Source organism: Gemella haemolysans (assembly GCF_012273215.1).
Classification (GTDB): Bacteria; Bacillota; Bacilli; order Staphylococcales; family Gemellaceae; genus Gemella; species Gemella haemolysans_A.
Genome location: NZ_CP050965.1, coordinates 711,041 through 737,157 on the forward strand (window position 1 = coordinate 711,041; position 26,117 = coordinate 737,157).

Annotated in this window: 29 protein-coding genes; 25 read left to right on the top strand and 4 right to left on the bottom strand. The window is 30.2% G+C overall.

Annotated features, from left to right (window positions below; genetic code table 11):
- Positions 1-87: 87 nt before the first annotated feature.
- The 3 genes from FOC48_RS03385 to FOC48_RS03395 form a co-directional block, all read right to left on the bottom strand.
- Positions 88-882 (bottom strand): metal ABC transporter permease, encoded by a 795-nt coding sequence (locus FOC48_RS03385; protein ID WP_003146154.1) that lies wholly within the window; start codon positions 880-882, stop codon positions 88-90.
- Positions 875-1,585: a metal ABC transporter ATP-binding protein gene (locus tag FOC48_RS03390; RefSeq protein ID WP_003146152.1), complete on the bottom strand. Its 711-nt coding sequence runs from the start codon at positions 1,583-1,585 to the stop codon at positions 875-877. The genes FOC48_RS03385 and FOC48_RS03390 overlap by 8 nt, the downstream gene beginning before the upstream one ends.
- Before the next feature lie 133 nt (positions 1,586-1,718).
- On the bottom strand, positions 1,719-2,762 hold the full coding sequence (locus tag FOC48_RS03395; RefSeq protein ID WP_003146150.1) for a metal ABC transporter solute-binding protein, Zn/Mn family: 1,044 nt from the start codon (positions 2,760-2,762) through the stop codon (positions 1,719-1,721).
- A 364-nt stretch (positions 2,763-3,126) separates the two neighbouring features.
- On the opposite strand from FOC48_RS03395, the gene rpsB reads away from it, so the two are divergent.
- The 6 genes from rpsB (at position 3,127) to FOC48_RS03425 (ending at position 6,685) form a co-directional block, all read left to right on the top strand.
- Positions 3,127-3,864: a 30S ribosomal protein S2 gene (gene rpsB / locus FOC48_RS03400; RefSeq protein WP_003146149.1), complete on the top strand. Its 738-nt coding sequence runs from the start codon at positions 3,127-3,129 to the stop codon at positions 3,862-3,864.
- 56 nt (positions 3,865-3,920) lie between these two features.
- Complete coding sequence (tsf, locus tag FOC48_RS03405) at positions 3,921-4,808, top strand: translation elongation factor Ts (protein WP_003146148.1); 888 nt, start codon at positions 3,921-3,923, stop codon at positions 4,806-4,808.
- A 119-nt stretch (positions 4,809-4,927) separates the two neighbouring features.
- Positions 4,928-5,641 carry a UMP kinase gene (pyrH, locus tag FOC48_RS03410; RefSeq protein WP_003146147.1) on the top strand — a complete coding sequence of 238 codons (714 nt, stop codon included), beginning with the start codon at positions 4,928-4,930 and terminating at the stop codon, positions 5,639-5,641.
- Between the two features lie 24 nt (positions 5,642-5,665).
- Positions 5,666-6,223: a ribosome recycling factor gene (gene frr / locus FOC48_RS03415; RefSeq protein ID WP_003146146.1), complete on the top strand. Its 558-nt coding sequence runs from the start codon at positions 5,666-5,668 to the stop codon at positions 6,221-6,223.
- Between the two features lie 10 nt (positions 6,224-6,233).
- Positions 6,234-6,437, top strand: coding sequence for a DUF896 domain-containing protein (locus FOC48_RS03420; protein WP_254263195.1), 204 nt, complete (start codon positions 6,234-6,236; stop codon positions 6,435-6,437).
- A gap of 2 nt (positions 6,438-6,439) precedes the next feature.
- Positions 6,440-6,685, top strand: coding sequence for a YneF family protein (locus tag FOC48_RS03425; RefSeq protein WP_003146143.1), 246 nt, complete (start codon positions 6,440-6,442; stop codon positions 6,683-6,685).
- Between the two features lie 61 nt (positions 6,686-6,746).
- On the opposite strand, the gene FOC48_RS03430 is transcribed toward FOC48_RS03425, so the two are convergent.
- Positions 6,747-7,598 carry an RluA family pseudouridine synthase gene (locus FOC48_RS03430; RefSeq protein ID WP_003146142.1) on the bottom strand — a complete coding sequence of 284 codons (852 nt, stop codon included), beginning with the start codon at positions 7,596-7,598 and terminating at the stop codon, positions 6,747-6,749.
- Positions 7,599-7,936: 338 nt separating this feature from the next.
- On the opposite strand from FOC48_RS03430, the gene FOC48_RS03435 reads away from it, so the two are divergent.
- The 19 genes from FOC48_RS03435 (at position 7,937) to FOC48_RS03525 (ending at position 25,891) form a co-directional block, all read left to right on the top strand.
- The gene (locus tag FOC48_RS03435) at positions 7,937-8,482 is read left to right on the top strand and encodes a helix-turn-helix domain-containing protein (RefSeq protein ID WP_003146140.1); all 546 of its coding nucleotides are present in this window, start codon (positions 7,937-7,939) and stop codon (positions 8,480-8,482) included.
- Between the two features lie 10 nt (positions 8,483-8,492).
- A complete protein-coding gene (locus FOC48_RS03440) occupies positions 8,493-9,581 on the top strand; it encodes an ABC transporter ATP-binding protein (RefSeq protein WP_003146138.1) in 1,089 nt (362 codons plus the stop codon).
- A gap of 2 nt (positions 9,582-9,583) precedes the next feature.
- Positions 9,584-10,402, top strand: coding sequence for an ABC transporter permease (locus FOC48_RS03445; RefSeq protein ID WP_003146137.1), 819 nt, complete (start codon positions 9,584-9,586; stop codon positions 10,400-10,402).
- On the top strand, positions 10,402-11,202 hold the full coding sequence (locus tag FOC48_RS03450) for an ABC transporter permease (RefSeq protein WP_003146135.1): 801 nt from the start codon (positions 10,402-10,404) through the stop codon (positions 11,200-11,202). The genes FOC48_RS03445 and FOC48_RS03450 overlap by 1 nt, the downstream gene beginning before the upstream one ends.
- A gap of 1 nt (position 11,203) precedes the next feature.
- Entirely contained in the window at positions 11,204-12,283 is a 1,080-nt protein-coding gene (locus tag FOC48_RS03455) for an ABC transporter substrate-binding protein (RefSeq protein WP_003146132.1), read from the top strand.
- Between the two features lie 159 nt (positions 12,284-12,442).
- Complete coding sequence (locus tag FOC48_RS03460) at positions 12,443-12,763, top strand: hypothetical protein (protein WP_003146130.1); 321 nt, start codon at positions 12,443-12,445, stop codon at positions 12,761-12,763.
- 68 nt (positions 12,764-12,831) lie between these two features.
- A complete protein-coding gene (locus FOC48_RS03465) occupies positions 12,832-13,275 on the top strand; it encodes a hypothetical protein (RefSeq protein WP_003146129.1) in 444 nt (147 codons plus the stop codon).
- Between the two features lie 296 nt (positions 13,276-13,571).
- On the top strand, positions 13,572-14,549 hold the full coding sequence (locus FOC48_RS03470) for a nuclear transport factor 2 family protein (RefSeq protein ID WP_003146127.1): 978 nt from the start codon (positions 13,572-13,574) through the stop codon (positions 14,547-14,549).
- Positions 14,550-14,647: 98 nt separating this feature from the next.
- Positions 14,648-16,363, top strand: a complete 1,716-nt coding sequence (dnaX, locus tag FOC48_RS03475; RefSeq protein WP_003146126.1) for a DNA polymerase III subunit gamma/tau — start codon at positions 14,648-14,650, stop codon at positions 16,361-16,363.
- A 116-nt stretch (positions 16,364-16,479) separates the two neighbouring features.
- On the top strand, positions 16,480-16,797 hold the full coding sequence (locus tag FOC48_RS03480; protein ID WP_003146124.1) for a YbaB/EbfC family nucleoid-associated protein: 318 nt from the start codon (positions 16,480-16,482) through the stop codon (positions 16,795-16,797).
- Between the two features lies 1 nt (position 16,798).
- Complete coding sequence (recR, locus tag FOC48_RS03485; RefSeq protein WP_003146123.1) at positions 16,799-17,395, top strand: recombination mediator RecR; 597 nt, start codon at positions 16,799-16,801, stop codon at positions 17,393-17,395.
- A 16-nt stretch (positions 17,396-17,411) separates the two neighbouring features.
- Positions 17,412-19,388, top strand: coding sequence for a transketolase (tkt, locus tag FOC48_RS03490; protein WP_003146121.1), 1,977 nt, complete (start codon positions 17,412-17,414; stop codon positions 19,386-19,388).
- Positions 19,378-19,746 (top strand): S1 RNA-binding domain-containing protein, encoded by a 369-nt coding sequence (locus FOC48_RS03495; RefSeq protein ID WP_003146120.1) that lies wholly within the window; start codon positions 19,378-19,380, stop codon positions 19,744-19,746. Before tkt ends, FOC48_RS03495 begins: the two co-directional genes overlap by 11 nt.
- A gap of 298 nt (positions 19,747-20,044) precedes the next feature.
- The gene (alaS, locus tag FOC48_RS03500; RefSeq protein ID WP_003146117.1) at positions 20,045-22,666 is read left to right on the top strand and encodes an alanine--tRNA ligase; all 2,622 of its coding nucleotides are present in this window, start codon (positions 20,045-20,047) and stop codon (positions 22,664-22,666) included.
- Between the two features lie 183 nt (positions 22,667-22,849).
- Entirely contained in the window at positions 22,850-23,155 is a 306-nt protein-coding gene (locus FOC48_RS03505; protein WP_003146116.1) for an Asp23/Gls24 family envelope stress response protein, read from the top strand.
- Positions 23,156-23,169: 14 nt separating this feature from the next.
- Positions 23,170-23,565, top strand: coding sequence for a transcription antitermination factor NusB (nusB, locus tag FOC48_RS03510; protein ID WP_003146114.1), 396 nt, complete (start codon positions 23,170-23,172; stop codon positions 23,563-23,565).
- A gap of 13 nt (positions 23,566-23,578) precedes the next feature.
- Positions 23,579-24,838: an exodeoxyribonuclease VII large subunit gene (gene xseA / locus FOC48_RS03515; RefSeq protein ID WP_003146113.1), complete on the top strand. Its 1,260-nt coding sequence runs from the start codon at positions 23,579-23,581 to the stop codon at positions 24,836-24,838.
- A complete protein-coding gene (gene xseB, locus FOC48_RS03520; RefSeq protein WP_003146112.1) occupies positions 24,838-25,038 on the top strand; it encodes an exodeoxyribonuclease VII small subunit in 201 nt (66 codons plus the stop codon). The genes xseA and xseB overlap by 1 nt, the downstream gene beginning before the upstream one ends.
- Positions 25,031-25,891, top strand: a complete 861-nt coding sequence (locus tag FOC48_RS03525) for a polyprenyl synthetase family protein (RefSeq protein ID WP_172497850.1) — start codon at positions 25,031-25,033, stop codon at positions 25,889-25,891. The genes xseB and FOC48_RS03525 overlap by 8 nt, the downstream gene beginning before the upstream one ends.
- Positions 25,892-26,117: the final 226 nt, after the last annotated feature.

Genomic DNA, 26,117 nt, shown 5'->3' on the forward strand with positions numbered 1-26,117 from the left:
AAAAACGCTGGGGCTAACCCAAAAGTACCAGATCTTAAAAATAGTATACATGAGAACTCACAGACGCAGTGGTTTATTTGAATCATATTACTTTCTCTTAAGGTTATAGTATCCTAAACTAGCAAAGTAGAAGAGTGCTTCTATTGTTGCAATGAAGAATGTAGTAGGTAGGGAAGTATAGTAAGAAAGTGTAATCCCTGCCCAAGTCCCAATAAGTGCAAATGAAATTGAGATAAAGATCATAAGTCCAACCTTATTGGTAAGATATCTAGCTGCGCTGGCTGGAACAGTTAGAAGAACAAACATTAATAATGCTCCTACTACTGGTACTGTAATACTTGTTGCAACTGAAAGTAAAACTAAGAAAAATATCGATATAAATTTTCCATTAAGTCCAAGTGCCTTTGCTCCAATTGCATCAAATGAATCGAATTTGATTTTTCTATAGAAGATAGAAAGTAGTAGTATTACAGCAAGTGCTAAACTAAATATTAATTTTACATCGTCTCTCGTAATTGAAACGACACTACCAAATAGTATATTGTTAACGTAACTTGTACTTTTTGGAGTTAGTGATAAGAATAATAATCCTAAACCTAAGAATATACCTAACATTACGCTAACTGTTGCTTCTCTCCTAAATGCTTTTACACTTAAATGTCCTACAAGATAAGACATTGTAACAGTAAAAATTAATAGTCCGTAAATTGGATTTATACCTAAGAAAACGGCAAATGCTGCTCCTGCGAATCCGACATGCGATAGAGTGTGAGAGATAAATGACATATTTCTTGCCATTACAAACACACCTATATATCCTGCCATTATTGCAACGATTGTACCGGCTATAAAGGCATTTTGCATAAAATCATAATTAAACATGGTTGTTATCTCCTACATAGTGTTTACAAAGTTTTAGTGTATTCTTCTCTTTGTTATAGTCCGCTATACTGATAAATTTGAAGCAACCTTCTTCTAGGTATAGTATTTTATCAACATATTTTTCATCTAAAAGTGAAAGTTCATGAGTTATACAAAGAGTAATAATGTTTTCTTTTTTTGTAATTTCTTTAACTAACGTCATACATTCAACTTCACTAGTTTTGTCTAGGTTAGATGTAAACTCATCAAGAAGTAGCAAGTTTGGTTTGTTTACTAATGCTTGAGCTAAGAAAACACGTTGTTTTTCACCACCCGAAAGAGTACCTATAGATTTATTTTCTAGTTTTATAGAATTTGTTAAAGATAATGCATTCTTTATACTTTCTTTTTCTTTTTTACTAAGCCATGGAAGAAATCCTTTTTGAATAGGTAGGGATACAAAGTCAGCAGCGGATAAAGGAAGTTCTTCATCAATTTGTCGAAACTGAGGGACATAACCAAGAGTTGGGTTTTCTCCTACAAGAGTAATCTCATTAGCTTTATTTAATTTTTCAAGTATATTGTTTAATAATGTTGTTTTACCAACACCGTTTTTCCCAACAACAGCGACAACCTCTCCTGAAGATACAGAAAAAGAAATGTTGTCTAAAATTGTTTTATCTCCTATTGAATAAGTGAGATTTTTTATATTAAGTTCAGTCATAAAATCTCCTAAATTATTAAAATTTTTATTTGTTATATTTCGAATATAAAAAAGAAGAGATACGATTTAGAATCTCTTCTTTATATTATACTACATATTTATAATATGTGAAGACTAATTTTTAATCTTCTTATTAATGTTTATGTTCTTTTTCGTGATCGTGGTCATGATCTTTGTCTTTATCTCCGTGAGAGTGTCCTTCATGAGAATGACCTTCGTGACCGTGGTCATGAGAGTGACCTTCATCAGCACCTTCAACATGATAAGCTTTTTCACCAGAACCACCATTTAAGATTTCTTCTAGTTTATTATATTGATCTAACATCCATTCGATATATGTTTTACCATCAGGTTGTGTTTCAGTTACATTAAGTACTGGTACTTTATTTTGTTCAGCTAAGCTAATTAAACCTTCGATTGTTTTGTTAGTAGTTTGAACATTGTTGATGATTAATGAAATTTGTTTAGATTTAATTTGTTCTTGAATAGCTTTTAAATCTTGTGGAGCAGGGTCATTACCTTCTTCAGTAGCTTGAGCTAATTTTTTTACTTGGTCACTAGTTTTGAATCCTAATGCATCTACTGCATATTCAAAAACTGGTTCAGTTGTTAATACTGATTTTCCATTTGCTTTTTCTTTTAATGAATTAATTTTATCAGTAATTTTAGAAAGTTCCTTTTTATAGTTATCTCTATTTTTTTCGTAGAAATCTTTATTAGAAGAATCTTTCTCTGATAATACTTTAGTAAGTTCGTCAGCAACTTTACTCATTACTTCAGGATTATACCAAATGTGTTCATTATCTCCATCTTTAAGTCCTAGTAGTTTAGCACCATCAATTTTTTTAATGTCTTTACTATTTGCAGTAAGTTTTTCAAACCATGAATCATAACCGCCACCGTTTAAAATAGCAATGTTGGCATCAGCTACAGCTTTAGCATCTTGAGCTGTTGGTTCGAAATCATGAGGATCAACTGAAGTTGAAGTAATAATAGATGAAACTTCTGCTTTATCTCCTGCAATACTCTTAGCTACTTCTGCATAAAAGTTTACTGAAGTAACAATTTTAGTTTTACTTCCAGAGTTTGAAGCTCCAGAATTTGTTTTGCTTGAACATCCGACTAATAGTAGTGTGAATGCAGCAACAATTGAAATTAGTTTAAAAAATTTATTCATTTGTAATATTCCTCCGTTATTCGTAATTATTACGTTCTAATAGATTATAATACTACTTAATGAAAAAATCAAGATGTTAAACGAAATTATTTTGATTAATAATAAATTAATAAATATTTCTACTATAAATGTATAGAATAAACAATTTAAAATTAATCAAATTATAATGTTATTAAATATAGTAATTACAAGTAAAAACTCCAACAAAATACTTGATTTTTGGTTGCTTATGCTATATAATTAATAAAGTTGAGTAAAAATCAACAAAAATATAACACACGACATTTGAGTAGCTGCTCGGTGCATTTATGTTTGCAGTAAGCTTAGAGAGTGTCGGAGGAAAAAACCAAGGAGGAAAATAACTATGGCAGTTATTTCAATGAAACAATTATTAGAAGCTGGTGTACACTTCGGTCACCAAACAAGAAGATGGAACCCTAAAATGGACAAATACATCTTCACAGAAAGAAACGGTATCTACATTATCGACTTACAAAAAACAGTTAAGAAAGTTGATGAAGCATACGAATTCGTAAAATCAGTTGCTGATCAAGGCGGAAAAATGTTATTCGTAGGTACTAAAAAACAAGCACAAGATGCTATTAAAGAAGAAGCTGAAAGAAGTGGTCAATACTACATCAATCACCGTTGGTTAGGAGGAACTTTAACTAACTACAAAACTATTAAAGGACGTATTGACAGAATCGCTGAAATCGAAAAAATGGAAGCTGATGGAGTTTTCGAAGTATTACCTAAAAAAGAAGTTATCGAATTAAGAAAAGAATACGATAAATTAAACAAATTCCTAGGTGGAATTCGTGAAATGAAAGGTATGCCAGATGCAATCTTCGTAGTAGATCCTAAGAAAGAGCACAACGCTATTGCTGAAGCTAAAAAATTAGGAATTCCTGTAGTTGGTATCGTAGATACAAACTGTGATCCAGATGACGTAGATTACGTAATCCCTGCAAACGACGATGCTATCCGTGCAGTTAAATTATTAACAGCTAAAATGGCAGACGCTTTTGTAGCTTACAACGAAGGAAACATTGAAGAAACTGAAGAAGCTTTCGTAAAAGAAGTAGAAGCAACAGAAGAATAATCTAAAGATAATAAATAATTAAAAATATAAAAATAAAATAACGGAGGCAAATCAAAATGGCACAAATTACAGCTAGTTTGGTAAAAGAATTAAGAGAACGTACTGGTGCTGGTATGATGGACTGTAAAAAAGCACTAACTCAAACTGATGGAGATATCGATGCAGCAATCGACTACCTAAGAGAAAATGGTATCGCTAAAGCAGCTAAAAAAGCTGACAGAATCGCTGCAGAAGGTCTTTCTTACATCGAAGTTAAAGGTAACAAAGCTGTTATCTTAGAAATTAACTCAGAAACTGACTTCGTTGCTAAAAACGAAAAATTCGTTGCTTTAGTAAAAAATGTTGCAGAAGCTATCTTAGCAGCTGAACCAAAAACTTTAGAAGAAGCTCTTCAAGTTGAAGCTCAAGGTGGAACTGTTGAAGCAGTAATTAACGAAGGAATCGCTACAATTGGTGAAAAACTTTCATTAAGAAGATTTGAAGTTGTTTCTAAAACAGATGCTGATGCATTTGGTGCATACTCTCACATGGGAGGAAGAATCGGTGTTCTTACTCTTGTTGAAGGAAGCACAGATGAAGAAGCAGCTAAAGATGTTGCAATGCACATCGCTGCTTTAGCTCCTAAATACTTAGACGAAAGCGAAGTACCAGCTGATGTACTTGAGCACGAGAAAAAAGTGTTAACTGAGCAAGCATTAAACGAAGGAAAACCAGCTAACATCGTTGAAAAAATGATCGTTGGTAGAATTAACAAATTCTTAGAAGAAATCACAGTTGTTAAACAAAAATTCGTTAAAGACGATAGTTTCACTGTTGAAAAATTCGTAGCATCAAAAGGTGGAAAACTTGCTAAATTCGTACGTTACGAAGTTGGTGAAGGTATCGAGAAAAAAGAAGATAACTTTGCTGAAGAAGTAATGAGCCAAGTTAATGCTAGCAAATAATAATTCTCTATTTAATATATACTATTAAAAGAGGTTAAGCACACACTTCTTGTGTGTGCTTTTTTAAAAAATTAATATAGTAGAAACAATAATGTCTGTAATATATTAGGAGGATAAAAATGGCTACTAAATATAAAAGAGTTTTATATAAACTTAGTGGTGAAGCACTAGCAGGTGGAAAAGGATTTGGTATTGATTCTGAAGTTGTTAATAAAATAACTTCTCAAATCGTTGAAGTAGTAAAACAAGGGGTAGAAGTTGCAATCGTTGTTGGTGGTGGAAACATTTGGCGTGGTAAAACTGGTGAGGAACTAGGGATGGAACGTGCTACAGCTGACTCAATGGGAATGTTAGCTACAGTTATGAACTCATTAGCATTACAAGATTCATTAGAGCAAAAAGGTGTTGATACACGTGTATTAACTTCGGTAGAGATGAAAGCAATGGCTGAACCTTATATCAGAAGACGTGCAATTAGACACTTAGAAAAAGGTCGTGTTGCTATCTTTGCAGCTGGTATTGGTAATCCATACTTCTCTACAGATACTACAGCAGCTTTACGTGCAAAAGAAATAGGTGCAGAAGCTATCTTAATGGGTAAAAATGGAGTAGATGGTGTTTACTCTGCTGATCCTAAACTTGATAGTACGGCAACAAAATATGATAAGTTATCATACATGGATATTATGAACAAAGGTTTAACAATTATGGATTCTACAGCAATTACATTCTGTATGGATAACCACCTGCCAATTATTGTCTTTTCAATAGATGAAGCAGATAACATTGTTAAAGTTGTTTCTGATTCAAAATTAGGAACAATTATAGAATAAAATTTATAATAGGAGTTTACAATTATGCCTGAACAAATAATGAATAATTTAAACGAAAGAATGGAAAAAGCTATTGCTAGTTTACGTCGTGAATTAGCATCAATTAGAGCTGGAAAAGCTAGTGCTGCTGTTTTAGATAGATTAACAGTTGATTACTATGGTGTACCAACTCCAATTAACCAAGTAGCTGGTGTTTCTGTTCCAGAACCAAAAATGCTTGTTATTTCTCCATATGAAAAAACTTTATTAGGAGATATCGAAAAAGTTATTCAAGCATCTGATTTAGGATTAAATCCAGCTAATGATGGTACAGTAATCCGTATTGTGTTCCCAGCATTAACTGAAGAACGTCGTAAAGAACTTGCTAAATTAGTAGGTAAAGAATCAGAAGGTGCTAAAGTTGCAGTACGTAACGTGCGTCGTGATGCTATGGATTCAATGAAAAAATTAGAAAAATCATCTCAAATTACTGAAGATGATCTAAAAGGATATTCTGATGATATTCAAAAAGTAACAGATAAATTTATTGCTGAAATCGATAAAGTAACTAAAGAAAAACAAGATGAGTTAATGAGCGTATAATATTATGGAAATGACAGAAATTATTGCTAAAATTAATTCATTAAACGCTACAAAAAAAGAGCGTGAATTAACAGCTGAGGAATCAGAAGAATTAGCTAAATATAGACAACTATATTTGCAAAATTTTAAAGCTAATATGAGAAACATATTAGATAATACAAGAGTAATAAATGAAAACGGAGAAGATATAACTCCTAAGAAGAAAGGAAATTAACAATGAGTGCAACTGCAGTTACAATTTTAGTTGGAGCAATTTGTTTACTTGCTGGTGTTGTAGGAGGATTCTTCCTAGCAAGACGTAATTTCATGAACTACATGGAAAAAAATCCTCAAATTAACGAAGATATGGTTATGAGTATGATGAGTCAAATGGGACAAAAACCATCTCGTAAAAAAATTAACCAAGTTATGAGCAACATGCAAAAAGCGCAAAAACAAGCTCAAAAACAAATGAAAAAATAATAAAATTAAACAGATGTGTAGAAAATGCACATCTGTTTTTCTTTTATATCTATATTTATATCTATAATAGAAATTTTTTTTCTAAAGAAGATTTAACTGCTATTGAATGTCCTGTAACTGGGTGTGAAAATTCAACTTTTAATGCTCCTAAATACATTTTATCGTATTTATATCCATCTTTAGAATAAAGTTTATCGCCAATAATTGCAACTCCATTAGAGGCTAAATGAACACGGATTTGATGTGTTCTCCCAGTTTCTAATGATACTGTTACTAAAAATCTATTTTGATCTATCTTTTCGCACGAAAGAATATTAGTAATTGCATTTTTACCATTTTTTGTTACTGCCATCTTGTTCTTTTCTTTACTATCTCTACCTATATTTGAATTGATAGTTTGTGGTTTAATATTATTTTTTATTAATGCAGAATAGTAACGTTTAATTTGTCTTTGTTCAAGCATCTGATCTAGTTTTGCTTTAATTAGTGGTGTTTTGGCTAGTATTACTAATCCACAAGTATCAATATCTAGTCTATGGATAGGTTCTAAGTAGTTGTAGTTAGAGATTAAATAGTTTACCAATGTATCATCTTCTAATTCTATATCATTTGGGTGAGTTTTTATACCAAATGGTTTAGAAACAACTAATAAGTACTCATCTTCAAACTCTTTAGTTATAGATACTGTAGAATTTTCTTTATATTTCGAAGTTGCTAAGTCGATGTTGACTTCTAAGATATCTCCTACTTTTAATGGTGAGTTTAATTCCGCTTCATTAGAATTTATTTTAATTGATTCTTTATTGTGATGATTATTCATTCTTATAGTATGGATATTTTTCTTTGAAACTTTTAAAAATTGACTTAAGTAACTCTCTACTGTAGGGAAAGTTTGTGTAATATTGAATTTCATTGAGACTCCTTATATTATGTCTTTTCTTGATAATATTATTATTATATACTAAATTGATGATATAAGAAAGAAAAATGAAGACAATAATATTGCAAAATTAACTTAAAAAAACTTTATAAAATAGGGAATTTTAACTTGATTTTAACTATAAAATATAGTAATATATAACTTGTGATTTAATTATACTAAACAGAGTGTTTACTAATAATAAACTTAAATAACGATAAGTTTACTAATGGTAAACAATTATTACAGTAAGTTAGATAATAATAAACATAGATAACGAAAAGTTAGATATTGATAAACAATTTTTAACTTTTCACTAAAAAGGAGCAGTTATGTATTCTATAGGTGAAAGATTAAAAAGACTACGTATACAAAAAAACCTCACCCAAGAAGAATTAGGTGAACGTACAGACTTGAGTAAGGGATATATATCCCAGGTAGAACGTGACCTAGCATCGCCATCGATGGAAACTTTTTTTAATATATTACAAGTTTTAGGTTGTGCGCCTAAGGACTTTTTTGATAAAGAAAGTACAAGCCAAAAGGTTTATTATTCTTTAGAGGATCAAACAAGTTATGAAGAAACTGATGAAGGATACGAACTTACTTGGTTGGTTCCTGAATCAAATGAAAAGGAAATGGAATCACTAATTTTAAAACTAGAGAAAAATTCTAGTTACAAAACATTTGATCCTTCAGAATCAGAAACATTATGTTATGTTCTAAAGGGGAAATGTAAATTAAAATTAGGAGATGAGGAATTTATAGCCTCAACAAATGAAAGTTTTTATTTTTTAGCTACATCTGAACATAGATTATCGAATCCATTTGATGAAGAATGTGAAGTGTTAATAGTAGCTACTAATTCGTATTTATAAGGAGAAAAAAATGGCAAATATTGTTGAATTCAAAAATGTATCAATGACTTTCGGTAATAATAACGTACTAAAGAACATTGACTTAGAAATAGAAAAGGGTAAATTCTATACATTACTTGGACCTAGTGGTTGCGGGAAAAGTACAATCCTAAAATTAATAGGAGGATTCTTAAGTCCAACTTCTGGTGACGTATTATTAGACGATAAGGTAGTGAATGACTTACCAGCTAATAAACGACATGTTAACACAGTTTTCCAAGACTATGCTTTATTCCCTCATATGAATGTTTTTGAGAATGTAGCATTTGGATTGAAAATTAAAAATGAGAAAAAAGAGATTATTAAGAAAAAAGTAAAAAAAGCCTTAAAACAAGTTAACTTAGCTGGGTTTGAAAATCGTGAATTAAGCGAAATGAGTGGTGGACAAAAACAACGTGTTGCTATTGCTCGTGCTATTATTAATGAACCAGAAATTATTCTTTTAGATGAATCATTATCTGCATTAGACTTAAAGTTACGTCAAGAGATGCAATATGAGCTTCGAGAGCTTCAACAACAAACTGGAATTACATTTATCTATGTAACGCATGACCAAGAAGAAGCTCTAGCGATGAGTGATTATATCTTTGTTATGAATCATGGTAAAATTGAACAAAGTGGTACACCACTTGATATTTATGATGAACCGGTTAACCGTTTTGTAGCTGATTTCATTGGTGAATCTAATATTGTTAATGCAGTAATGTTAGATGATTATCTAGTTGAAATTTACGGTAAAGAATATGAATGCGTGGATGCTGGATTAGATAAAAATAAACGTGTAGAAGTAGTTATACGCCCTGAGGACTTAGAAATAACAAGTGCTGAAAAAGGAAAAATTAATGTTGTTGTTGATACACAATTATTTAGAGGAGTTCACTATGAAATTTGTTGTTTAGATGACCAATATAATGAGTGGATTGTTCATTCAACAAAAGAAGCAAAACCGGGAGCTGCTGTAAGCTTAAACTTTGATCCTGAAGCAATTCACATCATGGTACCTGGAGAAACAGAAGAAGAATTCGATGCTCGTCTTGAATCATATGAAGAGGAGGAGTAAAAATGTTTAATAAAAAAACTCGTTCATTTTTTATGATTCCATATGTAATGTGGATGTTGCTTTTTGTAGTATTTCCAATTGTACTTATCGTCTATCATTCATTTAGAGATATAGATGGAAACTTCACATTAGCTAACTATAAAATATTCTTTAGTAGTACATATGTACTTATGACACTTTACAGTTTTTGGTATGCTTTTCTAATTACATTAATATGTTTAGTAATTAGTTATCCATTAGCGTTTGCTATTAATAAAAGTAAGCATAAAGAACTATTACTTTTATTAATTATTTTACCAACATGGATAAATATCTTATTAAAAACTTATGCATTCTTAGGATTGTTTGGTGAATATGGAACTATTAATAGTTTCTTAGAATATTTAGGATTAGGTACTCAAAGTTTACTATTTAATTCGTTTAGTTTCGTGTTCGTATCTAGTTACATATTCTTACCATTTATGTTGCTACCTATATATAACTCTGTATCTGGTATGAATAAGAACTTGATTGAAGCATCGTATGATCTTGGTGCAGATTTTAAAACTACATTTATGAAAATTATTTTACCTCTTAGTATTAATGGGGTAAAAACTGGTATTCAAGTCACATTTATTCCCGCATTATCACTATTCATGATTACTCGTTTAGTAGCAGGAAATAAAATAATAAACTTAGGTACAGCTATTGAAGAGCATTTCCTAGTTACTCAAAACTGGGGAGTAGGTTCTACGATTGCAGTTTTCTTAATAGTAGTAATGGGTATTATTATGATACTTACTAATACAAAAGACAAAACAAATTTTGGAGGTAGAAAATAATGAAACTAACTTCGAAACTATATTTAGGGGTTATCTTTGCAATTTTATACATACCTCTAATTTACCTAGCATATTACTCGTTTAACTCAGGAAAAACAATGATTGATTTTGAAGGTTTTTCATGGAAACATTATTTAGAGTTATTTGAAAATACTCGTATGATGATTATTGTAATTAACACAGTGGTAGTTGCATTATTATGTGGACTATTTTCAGCAATCTTTGGAACTTTAGGTGCTTTAGGGATATATTCTTTAAAATCTAATAAACAGAAAAATTCATTCCTAGTTGGTAATAATATTCTGATTGTTAGCCCTGATGTTATAATCGGATGTTCATTCTTATTAATGTTTACTTTTATTTCTAAATATACTGGATTAGAAACAATCCAAGGCTTCTGGTCAGTGTTATTATCACACATTGCATTTAGTATCCCGATAGTAGTACTTATGGTATTACCTAAATTATATGAAATGCCTAAAAGTATGGTAGAAGCTGCAATTGACCTTGGTGCAACTTATCCACAAGTGTTAAGTAAAATTGTTATTCCATACATTACACCAGGGATTTGGGCAGGATTTTTCATGGGATTAACATATTCATTAGATGATTTTGCGGTTACATTTTTTGTAACAGGTAATGGATTCCAAACTTTATCTGTTGAAATTTACTCAATGGCAAGACAGGGAATCAATTTACAAATTAATGCTTTATCTACAGTTTTAACTATCTTTGTTGTTGTGGCAGTACTTATTTATTATGTAATTAATACTAGTAAATTAAAAAGGGAGGTAAGATAATATGAGAAAATTACTTATTTCAGCTGTTTCAATTTTAGTTATCTGTTTAGGACTTCTATATAGTCGTAATTTTATAGATAGTTCAAATAGTGGAGATAAACAAACACTAACAATTTTTAACTGGGGAGAATATATTGATCCAGATTTAATTAAGAAATTTGAAGAAGAAACAGGGATTTCAGTTGTTTATGAAACATTCGATTCTAACGAAGCGATGCTTACGAAAATACAAGCGGGTTCAACACCGTATGATATAGTTATTCCATCAGATTATATGATTAAGAAGATGAAAAAATTAAATCTTCTAAAAAAATTAGATCATAGTAAAATTGAAGGTTTTGACAATATTGATCCACAATTTAGAGACAAAAGTTTTGATCCAAATAATGAATTTTCAATTCCTTATTTTTGGGGAACATTAGGTGTTTTATATAATAAGACTAAAGTTCCAGAAGATTTAAAATTTGAAAAGTGGAATGATTTATGGGATACAAGATTAGCTAACAATATCTTGTTAATTGATGGAGCTCGTGAAATGATGGGAATTGCTCTTCAATCTGAAGGGAATTCTGTAAATGATACTAATGAAGTAAACCTTAATTTAGCAGAAAGAAAATTAGAACTTCTTCATCCTAATGTAAAAGCAATTAATGCAGATGAGAAAAAGATGCTTATGATTAACAATGAAGCATGGGCTTCTGTAGTTTTCTCAGGTGATGCTAAAGCTATCATGGGTGAGAACGAAAATATGGTATATGCCTTACCGAAAGAAGGAACGAATCTATGGTTTGATAACATTGTAATTCCAAAAACTTCTAAAAACGAAGAAGCGGCATATAAATTTATTAACTTCATGTTAAAACCGGAAAATGCAGCTAAAAACTCTGAGTTTATTGGATATGCAACACCGAATACAAAAGCTAAAGAATTACTTCCAGAAGAAACTACTAGCGATGAACAATTTTATCCTGATTTAGAAAGTTTTGGAAATCGTGCAGAAGTGTACCAAGATTTAGAACCTAAAATGCTACAACTTTACAATGATTTATTCTTGAAATTTAAAATTAACAATAGAAAATAAAACGAGATTATCGTATTGAATATGGCTCTCTTTACTGGATAGAAATTACAGTAAGGAGAGTTATTTTTTTGGTTAAGTTTTGACCTGCAATGTTGTGTTATTGTATAATATAATTGAAATATAATATGTTTAAGTAAAGTACAAAAAGGGTGTGTTATTATGAAAACAAGTACAGCGATTCTACTGATGTTACTATGTGAAATTTTAATTTTTTCGTCTATCCTTTTACCTACTGAATATATAGATTATGCAATAGCTTTTGTAATGTTTTATATTGCAGGGGTATTCTTTATTATAGCCAAGTATATTCTAAGAGGGGATAATGCTCATTTAATTAGTGGTGTTAACATAAGTTATGAAGAAGCAAAGTTACCAGAAAATATTGAAAAGTACGCAAAGGATAGTAAAAGAACTGGGAGAATTTTACAAATAACTGGTGTTGGTTGTCTAGTAGTTGGATTATATATTATTTTATTTTAATTCATATAGATAAAATTAAATATAGATTAATTAATGCTCTATAAAGTTTATATAAAGGTTAAATAAATATGACTTATGGTTTAAATAGTAGTTTTAAGAGACAATTAAATAATAAATCAAAAAATAAAAGGTTATTATCTGTAATCATATTAGTATTGATAATTGTGTTTTCAATTGTTTTACCTGAAAGAGAAGGTGGAGCTACACCTGAAGAATCCGTAAAAAGATGGATGAAAACTGTGAGGAATAATAACTTTGAAAAAATGTTTGATTATATCTACTATGATAATAAAAAAGATAAAGATGAATCCGTTCAAGAATTCAAGAAAATATCTAAAGAAGAAAAATACAAGTTAGATATGTTAAAGTCCTTCGTTAATGATAATGAAATAGAAGAAGTTAATATGATTGATTTAGATACGTTTATAGTTAGATTTAAGAAAATAAATAAAAAAGACAATTTGGATAAAAAATACTTAATAAATGATGGTAGAAGTTTTTTAACTGTATAAAAGCATAATGGGAGATGGTTTTTAAAGAAAAATCAATTATGGTAGTAATTTATCTTGAAAAGAAAAAATATTCTGTTTAATAATTAGATTATCTAGTCGGATAATCTTTTATTTTTTTGGTGATATACGCTTTTGTTAAATTGTATTTTTGTAATTAGTGGGCACTTTATATATCGTTGACAAAAAGACTAAAGCTCTAGTATAATAAATTATTGAGAAGAATTGTATTTATTAATAAAATTTTAAAATATTCTATATTTATCTTCCAAAAATTAATAAAAAAGGAGAAAGTTATTATGAATAATAGAGGACAAAATGTAAATCCAAATGGAACTCCTCAAAATCATCATCCAAATCAAGGTTATCCTCAACAAAATAACCAATATCATGGAAATGGTTATAATGGACAAAATCAACAAAATTTTAATAGAAATGTAAATAATCAAAATCCATATCAAAACCAAAATTCACAAGTAAATAACGTGAATAATCCACAATTCCAAGGATATTCAAATGGTCAAAATCAACCTCAAAATAATATGAATAATCCACAATATAGAGGACAAGGGTATAATGCTCAATCACCTCAAAATAATAATATGAATAATCCACAATATAGAGGACAGGGTTATAATGGACAAAATCCACAATATAATAATATGAATAACCAACAATATAGAGGGCAAGGAAATAATGGACAAAATCCTCAATTTGGTAATCCGAATAATCCACAGTTCAGTAATCAAAATGGATACAATAATCCTAATCAATTTAATCCACAATTTGGTAATAACCAAAACTTTAATCCTATGAATCGTGGACCTAAGATGGATAGTAAAATGATAGGATATATAACTGCTGCAGTTGCCGCGATTTTGGTTGTATTAATGATTTTTATGTTCTCTGGTGGTAGTGGGAAACTAGGTGGAGCAACACCTGAAGAAGCTGTGAAAAATGCAATAGCTGCAACAAAAGATGGTGACTTTAAAAAATTAGTAAATAATATTTACTTTGAAAGTGATGAAGCTAGAACTAAAGCTTTAGAACAATTTAACAATCTAGATGATACTAAAAAAGCATCAATAGAATTAGCAAAAACTTTTATTGATATGATTGAGATTGGAGAAGTAAAACAAATGAATGAAAATAGAGCTAAAGTTCAATTAAAAGCTAAAGGGAATGATCTACTAAAACAATTGGGTGGAGATACTACACGAACTACATATGTAAAAAAAGTAAATGGTAGATGGTTTATTGAAGACAATCTTTTCTAAAATTTTAAGACTAAGAATTTTTTCTTAGTCTTTTTTTACTATAAGTAAACTTAAAAATATGGTATAATATATAAGTTAAAATAATTTAGGAGGTTTGTATGTTTCAAGCATTATATAGGAAATATCGACCACAAACATTTGCTGATATAGTAGGTCAAAATCACATAGTTTCTGTATTAAAAAATGCGATTGATAAAGATCAGATAAGTCATGCCTATTTATTTTATGGATCTCGAGGTACAGGGAAGACTTCTATTGCAAAAATCTTTGCTAATGAAGTTAATAAAAACGAAGAATATCAAAAAGAAAATGTAGATATTATCGAAATTGATGCAGCTAGTAATAATGGTGTTGATGAAGTACGTGATATAAAAGAAGCAATTAAATTTTTGCCAACAGAAGGTAAATATAAAGTATATATAATTGATGAAGTGCATATGCTAACTACAGCAGCATTTAATGCATTATTAAAAACTTTAGAAGAACCACCTGCTCATGTTATTTTTATTCTAGCAACTACAGAAATTCATAAAATACCAGCTACAATCTTATCACGATGTCAGAGATTTGAATTTAAGAATCTTTCGCAGGAACAATTAATAGATAGATTAAAGTATATTTCAGAAAAAGAAAGTTTAGTAATAGAAGATGCAGCTATAGAGAAAATTGCAACTCTTGCTAAGGGTGGTCTAAGAGATGCGATTAGTATACTAGATCAAGTATCTAATTATTCTGAAGAAATTACATTAAATCATATACTAGAAGTAACTTCTTCAATAAGTGAAGATGATATACTTGTGTTCTATAGAAATCTTTTACAAGGAGATGTTACAAAATCCTTGTTAACATATAATAATTTTGTATCTCAAGCTAAAGATACTAAATTGTTACTTAATGATCTTATTAATGTAACACGAGATGTAGTGGTATATAAGAATTTAAAAGATACTAAGCATACGGCATATAATATAGATAAAATCGCAGATGAAGTTAACAATATAAATTTCGATTATTTTTATAAAATTATTGAATACTTATCACAAACGGAACAATATATAAGATTTTCTACAGAGTATATGAGTTATATGCAAATTTGTATTGTAAAAATATGTTCAAAAGAAGATAGTATTAATCAAGTTACCGTTGCTAATAGTGTAGAAAAGACAGTTTCAAATACAAGAACTGTTGAGCTAGAAAATAGAATTAAAATATTAGAAGATAAGTTAAATCAATTAGGACAAAATCTAAATAGTTTATCAGTAAATAATATTAATAATACTTCACATGTTGAGTCACAGAATAGTACAAATGAAGAAGTAAATACAACAAGTTGGCAGGGAACAATACCTAAAGAAGAAATAAAAGAAGTTATAATAAAAGATAAGACTAAAATTATCGAACTTATGAAGACTTCAAGTGAGAATTTTACCAATTATGCAGCAAATGTTTTTAATAAGATAATTAATGAAAGCTTAAATTCAAATAATCCAGAAGTAGTAACTATGAGAGAATTATTTAGCTCTTGTCAATTAGTAGCTTCTTCTAAAGAAGGAGGATTATTAGTTTTTAGTGAAGTAGATAATATGGTTAAAATGGCTCCAAATTCTAAATATAAAAAATATTTGGAAAGTCTATTCAAGAGATTTATCGGAGTAGATTACTCGATTTATACAATTCAAGATCATCAGTACACTGTTCTTAAAGATGAACTTGCAAATCCAGTTGTAGAAAGCAATTTGATTGAAGAAGAAGTTGAAGAAAAGCCGGTAACTAAAATTGATGAGTTATTTGGAGATATAATAATAGAAAACTAACATTTGAAAAGATGCTTGAAAATAATTGAAATAACTTGAAAAAAATTCCAAATTATTGACAAGTAGTAAAAATTTAAATAGAATTATAATATAAATTGACATTAGGAGGAAATATTATGCGTGGAATGGGAAATATGCAACAAATGATGAGAAAAATGCAAAAAATGCAAAAGGACATGTTAGCAGCCCAAGAAGGATTAAAAGACCAAACTGTTGAAGGAACTGTATCAGGTGGTATGGTAACAGCAATAGCTAATGGTGATGGAAAAATATTAGATATTAAAATTAAAGAAGAAGTAGTTGATCCAGAAGATATTGAAATGCTTCAAGATATGATTTTAACTGCAGTAAATGATGCACTAGAAAAATCTACTCAATTAAAAGAGGAAACATTAGGTAAATTTACAAACGGATTAAACATCCCAGGACTATAAGATGCAATATCCTAAACCGATTTTAGATTTAATAGACAGTTATTCATTGTTACCTGGTATAGGAAAGAAAACTGCAGTAAGATTAGCATTTCATACTTTGAAAATGCATGATGATGATATAAAAAACTTTGCGGATAGTTTAGTACATTTAAAAGAAAAGCTAACTAATTGTGAAGTATGTGGACGACTTAGTGAAGATCATGTGTGCGATATTTGCTCTGATGCAGGTAGAGACAAATCGATGATTTGCGTTGTAGCTAATGATAATGATTTAGTAGCAATGGAGAATATGCAACAATATAGAGGTGTATATCATGTACTTGATGGTTTAATTTCACCTATGGATGGAATAGGTCCACTTGATATTAATATAAAGTCTCTTTTTGAAAGAGCACAAGATGAAACAGTAAAAGAAATAATACTAGCAACTAACTCATCTCCAGAAGGTGAGGGAACAGCAAGTTTTATTTCAAGATATTTAAAAAATACAGATATAAGAGTTACCAGAATAGCTCAAGGTATTTCCTTTGGAAGTGATATTGAGTATGTTGATGAAGTTACTTTATCAAGGGCTATTTCAGGTAGAATAGAGCTATAATTTAGGAGGACAGTTTATGTCACAAAAATCAGTAAACGCGATAAAAGTATTAGGTGTTGATGCGATTAATAAAGCAAAATCAGGACACCCTGGTGTAGTAATGGGAGCAGCACCAATGGCTTACTCACTATTTACAAAACACCTTAGAGTAAATCCAAAGAAAACTGACTGGGTTAATAGAGATAGATTCGTATTATCAGCAGGACATGGATCAATGTTACTATATTCATTATTACATCTTTCAGGATTTGAAGATGTATCTTTAGAAGAAGTTAAAAACTTCCGTCAATGGGGTTCTAAAACTCCTGGTCACCCAGAGTTTGGACACACTAAAGGTATTGATGCAACAACAGGTCCACTAGGACAAGGTATCTCTACAGCAGTAGGTATGGCTTTAGCAGAAAGATATTTAGCTGCTAAGTACAACAAAGAAGGTTATGACTTATTTGATCACTACACATATGTAATCTGTGGTGATGGAGATATCATGGAAGGTGTAGCTTCAGAAGCATCAAGCTTTGCAGCAGTACAAAAATTAAATAAACTTGTAGTATTATATGATTCAAATGATATCTGTCTAGATGGAGAGACTAAAGATGCATTTTCTGAAAATGTTCGTGCAAGATATGAAGCATATGGATGGAATACTCTTTTAGTTGAAGATGGAGCTAATGTAGAAGCTGTTAGTGCAGCTATTGAACAAGCTAAAAAATCTGATAAACCTACGTTAATCGAAGTAAAAACAATTATCGGAGCTGGATCTCCAAATAGACAAGGGACTAATGGAGTTCACGGTGCACCATTAGGTGATGAGGAAACAGCTTTATTTAGAAAAGAAATCGGTTGGGAAAATGAACCATTTGATATTCCTGCTGAAGTATATGCTGACTTCAAAGCTAATGTAGCGGATCGTGGTGAAAATGAATATGCTAAATGGGAAAAAGTATATGCAGATTATAAAGTTAAGTTCCCAGAATTAGCGAAAGAGCTAGAAGAAGCACTAACACGTGAAGACATTAAACATCTATCAAAAGAAAGTTTTAGCTTTAAAAATGTTGGGGAAGCTCAAGCAACTCGTAATTCATCTCAAGACGCAATTAATAGTGTTGCAGCTGTTTTACCAACGTTCTTTGGAGGATCAGCTGACCTTTCACACTCAAATATGACATTTATTAAAGGTGATGGTTTACAAGACGATGAGCACAGAACTGAGCGTAATGTTCAATTTGGTGTTCGTGAATTTGCAATGGCTACTGTACTAAACGGTTTAACATTACACGGAGGAGTACGTGTATTCGGTGGTACATTCTTCGTATTCTCAGATTATCTAAAAGCTGCATTAAGATTATCAGCGTTACAAAACTTACCTGTAACTTATGTATTTACACATGATAGTATTGCAGTAGGTGAAGACGGACCAACACACGAACCAATTGAACATTTAGCATCATTAAGAACAATCCCGAATACATATGTATTCAGACCAGCTGATGCTACTGAAGCACAAGCTGCTTGGTATTTATCACAAAAAACAAATGATAAACCAACTTCGATTGTATTAACTCGTCAAAACTTACCAATTTTAGAAAATTCTTCATTTGAAAAAGTTGCTAAAGGAGCATATGTTGTGCATGAAACAGCTTCAGACTTTGATACTATTTTAATTGCTACTGGATCAGAAGTTGCTTTAGCAATTGATGTAGCACGTGAATTAGAAAAAGATGGTTCAAAAGTACGTGTTGTAAGTATGCCTTCAGTAGAATTATTTGAAGAACAATCTAAAGAATATAAAGAAGAACTACTACCATTAAATGTGCGTCGTCGTGTATCATTAGAAATGGGTAACAGTGCTCTTTGGTATAAATATGTTGGTTTAGATGGATTAGCTATTGGAATCGATAAATTTGGAGCTTCTGCACCTGCAAATAAAGTAATCGAAGAGTATGGATTTACAGTTGAAGCAGTTGTAGAGAAAATCAAAAATGAGTTATAGAGAAATTCGCCCAGGCGATATTATAAAGGTTAAAGTAACAGCTGTAAAACCATACGGTGCCTTTATAGAAACACGAGATAAAATGGTTGGTCTAATTCATATTTCTGAAATTACAAATTGTTTTATATTCGATATAAGTAGTTATATAAAACAAGATGAGATTTTAGAAGTTAAGGTCCTGTCAATTAAAGATAATAAGATTAATGCAACATTAAACTTTAAACAAAAAAAAGCCACTGATAAAAAAGAAATCAATAGTTTAGATACTTTAAATTTCGAGTATGGATTTGATACACTAAAACAAAATATGAAGCTTTGGCAAAAGAAAGCTATGTTTGAAATGAGAAATTCTAAGTAAAATCTATTGACAAATATAATTTATCTGTTTATAATTAACATAAATATCTATGAAGTTTAGGAATTAAAAGTTAGAAATATTATTTAAAAGAGAGAATCTAGTGGTGAGAAGGGTTCATAATATGACTTTTATGCTACCTATGTAGTGCTTCGTCGGCAATCAAGCCGTTATAAAAACTAATGAGGAGTACGGTGTACTCGAATTAGGGTGGTAACACGATTATTGTCGTCCCTTGTGTAATTTAGTTTACACAGGGGGCTTTTTTATTTTATTTTGTTAGCTTGAAAGGAGAATATAAATGAAACAACTAACATCAACACAAATTAGAAGAATGTATTTAGATTTCTTCGTAGAAAAAGGACACAAAATTGAACCAAGTGCATCTTTAGTACCGGTTGATGATCCTACTTTACTATGGATTAACTCAGGAGTAGCAACTCTGAAAAAATATTTTGATGGACGTGAGATTCCAGAGAATCCAAGAATTACAAACTCACAAAAATCTATTAGAACTAATGATATTGAAAATGTCGGTAAAACAGCTCGTCACCACACATTCTTCGAGATGTTAGGTAACTTCTCAATTGGAGATTACTTCAAAAATGAAGCAGTACCATGGGCTTGGGAATTCTTAACTTCTGAAAAATGGTTAGGATTAGAAAAAGAAAAATTATCAGTAACTATCCACCCAGAAGATACAGAAGCATATGACTTATGGCACAATGTTATTGGGCTTCCAGAAGATAGAATTATCCGTATCGAAGGAAACTTCTGGGATATCGGTGAAGGACCTTCTGGACCAAATACTGAGATTTTCTATGACCGTGGAGAAGATGCTGATACATGGTCACCAAAAGAGGAAATGTACCCAGGTGGAGAAAATGATAGATATCTAGAGGTTTGGAACGTAGTATTCAGTCAATATAACCACAATGCTGATGGTACCTATACTGAACTTCCTGCGAAAAACATAGATACAGGGATGGGATTAGAAAGAATAGTTTCTGTATTACAAGATGTTCCAACAAACTTTGATACAGACCTATTCATCCCAATTATTAGAGAAATTGAAAAACTTTCTGGTGCTAAATATGGTGTAAATGCAGAACAAGATGTTGCATTTAAAGTTATAGCTGACCACATTAGAACAGTTGCATTTGCTATTGCAGATGGAGCATTGCCATCAAATGAAGGACGCGGATACATACTTAGAAGACTTTTACGTCGTGCAGTTAGATATGCAAAAGTTTTAGGATTAAACAAGTCATTTATGTATAAATTAACTGATGTTGTTGCAGAAATTATGGAAGATTACTATCCAAATGTTAAAGAGAGTGCAAACTTTGTTAAAGATGTAATTCTTAAAGAGGAAGACAGATTCCACGAAACATTAAACGAAGGTGAAGCAATCTTAAATAATATTGCTAAAGAAGTTAAAGATACAACGAAAGTAATTTCTGGTAAAGATGCATTCAAACTTTATGATACTTTTGGATTCCCAATTGAATTAACTGAAGAATATGCAGAAGAATTAGGATTAACAGTTGATATTGATGGGTTTAATGAAGAGATGGAAAAACAAAAAGAACGAGCTCGTTCATCTCGTCAAGAAGATTCTTCAATGCAAGTACAATCTGACCTATACAACAGAATAGTAGGAGACAGTGAATTTACTGGATATACTAAACTTACAGATGAAGGTAAACTATTAGCTATAGTTGATAAAGATGATAACTTATTAGAAAACTATAAAGGTGAAGAGAATGTAAAAGTAGTATTCGATAAAACACCATTCTATGCTGAAAGTGGTGGTCAAGTAGCTGATAGAGGTTTAGTATTAGCAGAAGGATTCAAAGCAGAAGTAATAGATGTTAAGAAACTTCCAGATAAACGTCACATTCACTTAGTAAAAGTACTAGAAGGGGAATTAGTAGTTGGAAAAGAATATAAACTAGAAGTAGATAGAGCTTATAGATTAAATATCGAGAAAAACCATACTGCAACTCACTTATTAAACGAAGCGCTTCGTCATGAAGTTGGCTCTCATATTAAACAAGCAGGATCATTAGTAACTGATGAAAAACTAAGATTTGATATTACTCACTTCGCTCCACTAACTAAAGAAGAAATTGAAAAAGTAGAACAAGAAGTAAATAAACAAATTTGGAATGCGTTAGAAATCAAAACTGAAGAAATGCCAATCGCTGAAGCTAGAAAACTTGGTGCTCAAGCATTATTCGGAGAAAAATACGGAGATGTTGTACGTGTTGTTTCTATCGGAGATTACTCTATCGAACTATGTGGTGGTACTCACAATGCTAACAGTGCGGAAGTGGGAATCTTCAAGATTGTTTCTGAATCAGGTGTGGCTGCAGGGGTTCGTAGAATAGAAGCTTTAACAGGTAAAGCTGCATATGAATATTTAAGAGAACAAGAAGAAACTCTTCGTTCTGTTGAAAAATTAACAAAAGCTAATGTTTCAAATGTTGTTGAAAAAGTTTCTGGATTACAATCAGAAATTAAGAAACTAGCTAAAGAAAAAGAAAGCTTACAACAAAAAATCGCTAATGCTGAATTAAACAACTTAGTAAATAATATCAAAGAAGTAAATGGTGTAAATGTACTGACGAGCGTAGTTGAATCAGAAAACATGAATCACCTTAAACAACTTGTTGATAATGCTAAGTCTAAATTAGAAAACTATGTTATTGCCTTTGCTTCAGTAAATGAAGATAAAGTAAACTTCGTAGTGGCTGTAGATAAAGCTATCACTGATAAATACAATGCAGGAAAACTAGTAAATGTACTAGCAACAGTATGTGACGGACGCGGTGGTGGACGTCCAGATATGGCACAAGCAGGTGCTAAGAATAAAGATAATATCGATAAAGCATTCGAAGAATTATTAGCTAATATTTAATATTTAAAAGAAGTGATAATAGGGAAGGGATTACCTAAAAAATAGTTTTAACGAGTAACTATTTTAAGGTAATCTCTCCCTTTTTTCTTGAAAATATGGTATAATTAATAGGATTATTATGGACAAATAATAATTTAATATTAGATTATACTAATGTTAAATATAATTTCGGAGGAAATGAAAATGGAAACTAAAAAATTAGGAAAAGTAGAAATCAACCCGAATGCATTAGAAGTTATTGCAAACATTGCAGCAACTGAAGTAGAAGGTGTTTCAAAATTATTAGGAAAAAAAGTTTACTCTCGTGGAGTAGAATTAGAATTTGCTGGAAGTGAATTAGTTATCGATGTATATTGTAATTTAAAATCTGGATTCTCTGTAGCTAAAACAGCAAGAAAAATTCAAGAAAATGTTAGAAACTCTATTTTCAACATGACAGAAATTAAAACAAAAACTGTTAATGTTAATATATTAGGAATTGATTTTTAATTTAGGAGATATAAATGAAGAGCAGACACGAACTTAGAGAAGCAGTTTTTAAAATATTATTCCAAGTAGAAAATACTGAATTAGATTTTATTGAACTATTAGATTTAGAACAAGAAGAAATTTCAACTAGTATTTATGTTAATAAAACATTAACAGAAATAATTGAGAAAAAAGATGAAATTGATGAAGTTATTTCTAATAATCTTAAAGACTGGAAATTAGAGCGTTTATCAAAAATGGATAGACAAATACTACGTATTTCAGCTTATGAAATACTTTATAGTGATATTCCTTATAAAGTTTCTATCAATGAAGCGGTTGAACTTTCAAAAAAATATAGTGAAAAAGATGAAAGTTATAAATTTATCAATGGAGTATTAAAAGGAATTGTAGAAAATTCAACAAAATAAGAGGTAAAGTTAGATGGAAGAGAGAACATATCTAACCGTTACAGCATTAAATAAATATATTGAGAGAAAGTTTTTATTAGATCCGTACTTAGGAGAAATATATATAAAAGGTGAAATCTCAAATTTTAAAATTCACAATAACAATAATATATATTTTTCAATAAAAGATGAAAATACTAGAATAAATGCAGTATGGTTCGGAGCAAAAACAAAAGATTTTAAAGATGGAGATACAGTTCTAATAAAATCAAAAATTAACTATTATTTTCCGCGAGGAGAACATAATCTTTTAGTTACTGATATGAAAAAAGATAGAATTGGTGAATTATATCAAAAATTTTTAGAACTGAAAGAAAAGTTAGAAAAAGAAGGGCTGTTTTTACCTCAATACAAAAAACAAATACCTAGTTTTTCTCAAAATATAGCTATAGTTACAGCTAAAACAGGAGCAGCTGTCCAAGATATTACTAGAACGATACAACGTCGTTTTCCAATAGCTAAAATAAATATTTATTCAACACTAGTTCAAGGAGAGAACTCAGTACAAGATATAGTTAAAAATATTAAACTAGCTGATGATGGCTCTAACGATGTTATTATACTAGGTCGTGGTGGAGGATCAATAGAAGATCTTTGGAGTTTTAATACAGAAGAAGTAATTAGAGCTATATTTAACTGTAGAACACCGATAGTAACCGGTATAGGTCACGAAACTGATACTACACTTGCTGATTTTGTATCTGACAGAAGAGCTTCGACTCCAACTGCAGCTGCTGAACTAGTAACACCAAATATTGAAGATATAAAAAATAGAATATCATTTAATTATGATAAATTAACGAATACTATAAACTATATTCTTCAAAATTATAAAAATAGAATTAGTAATAGTGAAAATAATCCGTACTATAAAAACTATTCAAAAATATTTACGGAGTATAGAAGAGCAGTTGAGTTATTAGAAAAAGAACTTAGCAAATCCTTGCAAATTCTAGTTAAGGATAAGAAAAATGACTTATTAATATCAAAAGATAAGTTTATAGAATTTAACTTGTTAGCTAGATTTAAAGAAAACTTTACTAATGAGGTCAATCGATTAGAGGCAAATTCACCACTAAATATCATGAAAAAAGGATATTCAGTAGCATTTTTAAATGATAAAAAAATAACTTCAGTAAAAAATGTACAAATAGGTGATGACATATCAGTTAAATTAGCTGATGGTAGCCTAGAATGTAAAGTTAATAATATATCCGATAAAGGAGTTAAGTAATGAGTAAAGAAAATTTTGAAACAAGTTTAATGAATTTAGAAAAAATTGTTGCAGAATTAGAATCTGGAAAATTATCATTAGAAGATTCATTAGATCGTTATAAACAAGGAATAGATTTAATTAAAAATTGTAATGATTTAATCAATAATGCCGAAAAAGAAGTAGCTAAATTAACTAAGGATTTCAAAGAAGATGAATAATTTTAAAAACTTCATAGAAGAAAACAAAGATCAATTAAATAGTTTCGCTAAAGAATATGTTGAAAAATTAGATATGCCTGATATTTTAAAAGAATCGATTACTTATTCATTGGTAAATGATGGTAAGAAAATTAGGCCGTTATCATTCTTATATTTATTAAAATATTATGAAGTGGACTATACTAATTATTTTGATATAGCTCTTGCTATAGAGTTGGTTCATACATATTCATTAGTACATGATGATTTACCAGAAATGGATAATGATGATTATCGTTGGGGGAAACTTACGAATCATAAAGTTTTTGGTCAGGATCTTGCTGTGCTTACTGGTGATGCAATGCTTACTTTGGCGTTTGAAGTTCTTAGTGAATCTAATGTTAAGTCTGATTTAAAAGTTAGATTAATAAAACAATTTGCCAATTATTCTGGAGCTATGGGCATGATTGCAGGTCAAGTTTATGACGTAAAACAAAAAAATTACAATGTTGATGCTGACTATTTAAGAAAAATGCATAGCCTAAAAACTGGTCGCTTAATTGAACTACCAATGGATTTTGCTTGTTTAGTAGCTGATAAGAATTGTGATTATGAAGATGTTAAAGAATTTGGGAAGCAGTTAGGTATAGCATATCAGATAAAAGACGATATTCTTGATTATTATGGTGATTTTGAAAAAATTGGAAAACTACCAAGTGACGAAGATATGATTACTTATCTAAGCTTCTATGGTATTGAAGAATGTGAAGAATTACTCCAAAAACATACTGAAAATGCTATAAATATAGCTAATAAACTAAATAATGGTCTGTTAGTAGATTTTGCGAATTATTTATTGAAACGAGATAAATAATTATATATTGTAAAATAAAAAATAAATCTCTTGTAAAGTTGTATATCATCTTTATAAGGGATTTATTTCATTTTCTATTTCTATTTAAAAACCACGAGAGTTTAGGGGTAAACTTCGTGGTTTTTTACAGTTATTATATTAGCCTATCTTTAGGGAATTAGAAACTCTTAGAACTAATATAATTAATATGTTGGCTGTAGATTACTGGCACAAACATGAGGATTAC

What these genes read in the sequence shown, in the direction of transcription:
- FOC48_RS03385 (WP_003146154.1), bottom strand. Translation starts at nt 882, where the DNA reads ATGTTTAATTATGATTTTATGCAAAATGCCTTTATAGCCGGTACAATC.
- FOC48_RS03390 (WP_003146152.1), bottom strand. Translation starts at nt 1,585, where the DNA reads ATGACTGAACTTAATATAAAAAATCTCACTTATTCAATAGGAGATAAA.
- FOC48_RS03395 (WP_003146150.1), bottom strand. Translation starts at nt 2,762, where the DNA reads ATGAATAAATTTTTTAAACTAATTTCAATTGTTGCTGCATTCACACTA.
- rpsB (WP_003146149.1), top strand. Translation starts at nt 3,127, where the DNA reads ATGGCAGTTATTTCAATGAAACAATTATTAGAAGCTGGTGTACACTTC.
- tsf (WP_003146148.1), top strand. Translation starts at nt 3,921, where the DNA reads ATGGCACAAATTACAGCTAGTTTGGTAAAAGAATTAAGAGAACGTACT.
- pyrH (WP_003146147.1), top strand. Translation starts at nt 4,928, where the DNA reads ATGGCTACTAAATATAAAAGAGTTTTATATAAACTTAGTGGTGAAGCA.
- frr (WP_003146146.1), top strand. Translation starts at nt 5,666, where the DNA reads ATGCCTGAACAAATAATGAATAATTTAAACGAAAGAATGGAAAAAGCT.
- FOC48_RS03420 (WP_254263195.1), top strand. Translation starts at nt 6,234, where the DNA reads ATGACAGAAATTATTGCTAAAATTAATTCATTAAACGCTACAAAAAAA.
- FOC48_RS03425 (WP_003146143.1), top strand. Translation starts at nt 6,440, where the DNA reads ATGAGTGCAACTGCAGTTACAATTTTAGTTGGAGCAATTTGTTTACTT.
- FOC48_RS03430 (WP_003146142.1), bottom strand. Translation starts at nt 7,598, where the DNA reads ATGAAATTCAATATTACACAAACTTTCCCTACAGTAGAGAGTTACTTA.
- FOC48_RS03435 (WP_003146140.1), top strand. Translation starts at nt 7,937, where the DNA reads ATGTATTCTATAGGTGAAAGATTAAAAAGACTACGTATACAAAAAAAC.
- FOC48_RS03440 (WP_003146138.1), top strand. Translation starts at nt 8,493, where the DNA reads ATGGCAAATATTGTTGAATTCAAAAATGTATCAATGACTTTCGGTAAT.
- FOC48_RS03445 (WP_003146137.1), top strand. Translation starts at nt 9,584, where the DNA reads ATGTTTAATAAAAAAACTCGTTCATTTTTTATGATTCCATATGTAATG.
- FOC48_RS03450 (WP_003146135.1), top strand. Translation starts at nt 10,402, where the DNA reads ATGAAACTAACTTCGAAACTATATTTAGGGGTTATCTTTGCAATTTTA.
- FOC48_RS03455 (WP_003146132.1), top strand. Translation starts at nt 11,204, where the DNA reads ATGAGAAAATTACTTATTTCAGCTGTTTCAATTTTAGTTATCTGTTTA.
- FOC48_RS03460 (WP_003146130.1), top strand. Translation starts at nt 12,443, where the DNA reads ATGAAAACAAGTACAGCGATTCTACTGATGTTACTATGTGAAATTTTA.
- FOC48_RS03465 (WP_003146129.1), top strand. Translation starts at nt 12,832, where the DNA reads ATGACTTATGGTTTAAATAGTAGTTTTAAGAGACAATTAAATAATAAA.
- FOC48_RS03470 (WP_003146127.1), top strand. Translation starts at nt 13,572, where the DNA reads ATGAATAATAGAGGACAAAATGTAAATCCAAATGGAACTCCTCAAAAT.
- dnaX (WP_003146126.1), top strand. Translation starts at nt 14,648, where the DNA reads ATGTTTCAAGCATTATATAGGAAATATCGACCACAAACATTTGCTGAT.
- FOC48_RS03480 (WP_003146124.1), top strand. Translation starts at nt 16,480, where the DNA reads ATGCGTGGAATGGGAAATATGCAACAAATGATGAGAAAAATGCAAAAA.
- recR (WP_003146123.1), top strand. Translation starts at nt 16,799, where the DNA reads ATGCAATATCCTAAACCGATTTTAGATTTAATAGACAGTTATTCATTG.
- tkt (WP_003146121.1), top strand. Translation starts at nt 17,412, where the DNA reads ATGTCACAAAAATCAGTAAACGCGATAAAAGTATTAGGTGTTGATGCG.
- FOC48_RS03495 (WP_003146120.1), top strand. Translation starts at nt 19,378, where the DNA reads ATGAGTTATAGAGAAATTCGCCCAGGCGATATTATAAAGGTTAAAGTA.
- alaS (WP_003146117.1), top strand. Translation starts at nt 20,045, where the DNA reads ATGAAACAACTAACATCAACACAAATTAGAAGAATGTATTTAGATTTC.
- FOC48_RS03505 (WP_003146116.1), top strand. Translation starts at nt 22,850, where the DNA reads ATGGAAACTAAAAAATTAGGAAAAGTAGAAATCAACCCGAATGCATTA.
- nusB (WP_003146114.1), top strand. Translation starts at nt 23,170, where the DNA reads ATGAAGAGCAGACACGAACTTAGAGAAGCAGTTTTTAAAATATTATTC.
- xseA (WP_003146113.1), top strand. Translation starts at nt 23,579, where the DNA reads ATGGAAGAGAGAACATATCTAACCGTTACAGCATTAAATAAATATATT.
- xseB (WP_003146112.1), top strand. Translation starts at nt 24,838, where the DNA reads ATGAGTAAAGAAAATTTTGAAACAAGTTTAATGAATTTAGAAAAAATT.
- FOC48_RS03525 (WP_172497850.1), top strand. Translation starts at nt 25,031, where the DNA reads ATGAATAATTTTAAAAACTTCATAGAAGAAAACAAAGATCAATTAAAT.